Below are 3,152 nucleotides of genomic sequence, written 5' to 3' on the forward strand. Positions count from 1 at the left end.
CAAGCTCGTCTGGCTCCACGATGATCTGCCAGCGTCGACGTTGGTGTCGTGCTTCGATGATCCAGCGTCCTTCGACGGCGTCGGGACGAAGGCCCTGAGCATGCTCTAACATCGTTCGCAGGTCGGCTTCGTTGAAGTCCCGATCTTCCATCCGCTTGAGCACATGCGGTGTCAGCTCCAGCTCCCAGCTCCACCAGGGTGGCATATCCTGTTCTTCTAACCCCATCGGTCTCATCGTACCAGGCAGTTCATTGCGTAACGACCGCGTTTTTTATGAGGACGAGAGCCCCATATTGAGCAGTAACGAAGTCGGTGCGACCGAGAACGCTGAGCAAGGCTTCATGAGCACCTCATTCAAGGTCGCACTCAACGCTCACCAGCCAGCGCTGACCCCCCATCGTGCCAGCTTAGCAGACTTGGCGAGCCGGGCCTGACCTTCGGCAATGATCTCGGTTTTTGAATTCCCCTCGACGAGCGCCCCCATCGTTTGTTGACTCCATGCTTGACCTGTGGCGCTTCGGCCTCGCGAACCAAGATAGCCCACCAGCAGTGCTGCTGACCCTGCTTGCCTGGCTCAACACGCCAAACGCGCCGCAACGCGCCAAGCCTCGCCAGCGCGTTGAGGCAACAGGGGAAAGAAACGGACGCGCCTTAACGCGCCGTCCTTTCTTTCCCTATAGGGCGGCGCGTTATTAGGAAGCGAGTTTCGTTGGCGCCTTGGAGGAGGCATTGTCGAGACCTTCATGGGATAACGCGCCGGGCTGATCGAGCGAATCAGCGCGTTGGCTCGGGCATAGCAAGGTCTTGCGCTGACCGTGGCGGTGCTCCTTCGGCAGCGGTACCGAGATCAGGCGACCGGACACCTCCAGCCTGGCGATGGCCTTCCGCAGCTCGGCACGGGTCATGCCCAAATCACCCCCAGTCTCGAGCTGCTTGGCGGTCCAGTAGCGACCGGCCGACAACTGGGAGTCGAGATAACGCTCCAGCTGATCGGCCTTGGCCAGTGCGACCTCCTCCGGTGAGCGCTTCAGCTCCACAAAGCTCTCGAAGGCGTAGCCCCTGCGCTTGATCCAGAGCACAGAGCTCTTGCAGATTGGGCGGTGCATAGCTCAATTGCCCTGAATCAACTGCGCCAGCTTCAGACTGGAGCCACAGATGTCCCAAAAGATCACGCTGTCGAACACGCGGCGGCGCTGAACCTCGGTCAGCTCAAGGGCGGCGACGATCTCGCGCAGCCGAGCCAGGAGGCGCTCGCGGCGGTCCTCAGCGGTCACGAACAGCGACCAGCCAGGTTGCTCGATCCTCAGACCCCAGAGCGGCGTGCCGAGCGCGATCATCGCCGCCTCGTAGAGCAGCATCGTGGTCTTGCCGGTGCCGCCGGGGGCGACCACTTGCGCCACGTCGGCATAGAGATAGCGATCCACGATGCAACGCGGTGCCAGCGTTGCGCGAGCGATTTCCACATCGGACGGGACCAACACTCGGCGCGACGGTGGTCGGGTCTCGATCCTTGGCCCCTCGGCGAGCAATGCGTCCAATTCGACCTGTGCTCGCTCGATCAGCTCAGCAGGGTCGCTGCTGTCCTCCTGTTCGGCCAGATGGCTCCCCAAGGCGCGCAGGCGCCGTCTGGTGCCGGCGGCTTGAATGAGCTTGGCGTAGTGAGTGGCATTGGCTGCCGTGGTGGCATCGGCAAACAGCGAGACAATCAGGTCGTGGTGACGGCGGTCGTTGAGCGCGTTCAGCAGCGTTTCCGGCTCGGGTGCAATCCCATCATCGCTCAGTGAAAGGATCGCGGCGAACACCTTGCCGTGGTCGTCATCGCCAAAGTCAGCCGGGGAGACCAGATCCACAACGCGCGAGACGGCGTCGGGCTCGATCATCAAGCCACTGAGCAGTGCGCGCTCGGCGCGGGCGGTGATCGCGCGCTGAGACGCGTCTTGGTGTTGCTCCCACGGCTCGGGGAGGCCTTGCGTGGTGAGGCTCAACGTCCATCCCTCAGAGGCAGATGCCATCGACGTTGCCAGCATGATGGGATGCGAGCTGGTCGCCGGCACGGATGTGGCCCTCCAGCCGATCCGTCGGCAGGGCAGCGAGCAAGCCCGGGCGGCACCCGCGCTGACGCCGATGCTCGTCAGCCAGATCACGCAGCGCCAGCAGTCCGAGCGCACGGCGCCAGGCTAGGGCTCGGCCTCGATGCCTGCACAGCCAAGACCATCGTCCACATCGGAGCTGCGATCGATCCCTAGCCAAGGGGGTACTGAACGGCGGCTGGGGATTGCTGGCTGGCGTCATCATTGCATCCACCTCCGTCACTGTCCGCGCGCGGCGTGCAGTTGGTTGACGAGGGCATGCATCTCTTCGGGTGTTGCACCGGCCGTGAGGGCGTTGATGACGGCGTCGATCTCATGGCTGGGCCAAGCGACGGCGCGCTGACCGGTCTTGACCGGGCGTGGCAGTACACCAGCGGCGCTATCGGCATAGACACTGGCGCGGGAGCGGCCAATGCGACGTTCGACTTCGGGGCGACGCAGGAGAGAGAGTGTGTGTGGGGCATCGTTGCGGCATCCTGGGTGTGGAGATCAGTGCTGGGCGGGAATCTATCCCGCGCCCAACGTGCTGTCTTCAGTACTCAGGAAGCGCCGCCGGTGCTCTATACCGGGCTTGGCCTAACGGCTGTTCAGGCTCCGAAACGCTTTGGCGGGCAGCGTGGCGCTGAAAACCTTGCTAGCATCCACTCAAGCCGACTTCGCCCGCGACAGTGAAAGAACATCGATTTCGGCATGTTTCGCGATGTAGCGGTGCGTCATGGTCTCCGCAGCCAGGAATCGTCTCCCCTATTGTCAGACAGGAAACGCTCTGAATCGAGCAACTGCGTTGCCGTTTTGCATCCTCCTCTTCGGACACGCAAGGGGTACAGCCAGAAACCGCAGAATCAACCCAATCTAGTTTCTAGCTCGCAGCTGCGCGTCACGCTCAGGATGAGCGACCCATTCCGGATCAGTCGGTGGCACGCGCTTCAGACACGAGCGCGTCTGCCTCCTCAGCCACGGAGCGATGATCTCAGTGGTCATCGCCGCCATCGTCCATCGTCTGGTAGCCCATACTGCGATAACCCTGCATCCGTTTATCGAGCATCCTCGCCAGCATCGGCA

The 3,152-nt window shown here is 62.7% G+C and carries 6 protein-coding genes; 2 read left to right on the forward strand and 4 right to left on the reverse strand.

The features are described from left to right. Nucleotides 1-226: hypothetical protein (locus ACY693_RS17245; protein ID WP_462323043.1), on the reverse strand; the 226-nt coding region annotated here is incomplete at its 3' end. A 67-nt stretch (nt 227-293) separates the two neighbouring features. Here ACY693_RS17245 and ACY693_RS17250 point away from each other — a divergent pair. Next, nucleotides 294-434, forward strand: coding sequence for a hypothetical protein (locus ACY693_RS17250; protein ID WP_462323044.1), 141 nt, complete (start codon nt 294-296; stop codon nt 432-434). Nucleotides 435-692: 258 nt separating this feature from the next. Here the strand turns inward: ACY693_RS17250 and ACY693_RS17255 are convergent, their stop codons facing one another. Further along, nucleotides 693-1,106 (reverse strand): hypothetical protein, encoded by a 414-nt coding sequence (locus ACY693_RS17255; protein ID WP_462323045.1) that lies wholly within the window; start codon nt 1,104-1,106, stop codon nt 693-695. A gap of 3 nt (nt 1,107-1,109) precedes the next feature. After that, on the reverse strand, nt 1,110-1,985 hold the full coding sequence (locus tag ACY693_RS17260; RefSeq protein WP_462323046.1) for a DnaB-like helicase N-terminal domain-containing protein: 876 nt from the start codon (nt 1,983-1,985) through the stop codon (nt 1,110-1,112). Between ACY693_RS17260 and ACY693_RS17265 the strand changes: the two genes are divergently transcribed. Continuing rightward, complete coding sequence (locus ACY693_RS17265; RefSeq protein ID WP_462323047.1) at nt 1,975-2,181, forward strand: hypothetical protein; 207 nt, start codon at nt 1,975-1,977, stop codon at nt 2,179-2,181. The two genes, ACY693_RS17260 and ACY693_RS17265, sit on opposite strands and share 11 nt — an antisense overlap. Before the next feature lie 128 nt (nt 2,182-2,309). On the opposite strand, the gene ACY693_RS17270 is transcribed toward ACY693_RS17265, so the two are convergent. Continuing rightward, nucleotides 2,310-2,531, reverse strand: coding sequence for a helix-turn-helix transcriptional regulator (locus ACY693_RS17270; RefSeq protein ID WP_462323048.1), 222 nt, complete (start codon nt 2,529-2,531; stop codon nt 2,310-2,312). Nucleotides 2,532-3,152 lie beyond the last annotated feature (621 nt).

The organism is Halochromatium sp. (assembly GCF_054919635.1).

Coding starts and splice junctions, on each gene's coding strand:
- ACY693_RS17255 (WP_462323045.1), bottom strand. CDS start 1,106: ATGCACCGCCCAATCTGCAAGAGCTCTGTGCTCTGGATCAAGCGCAGG.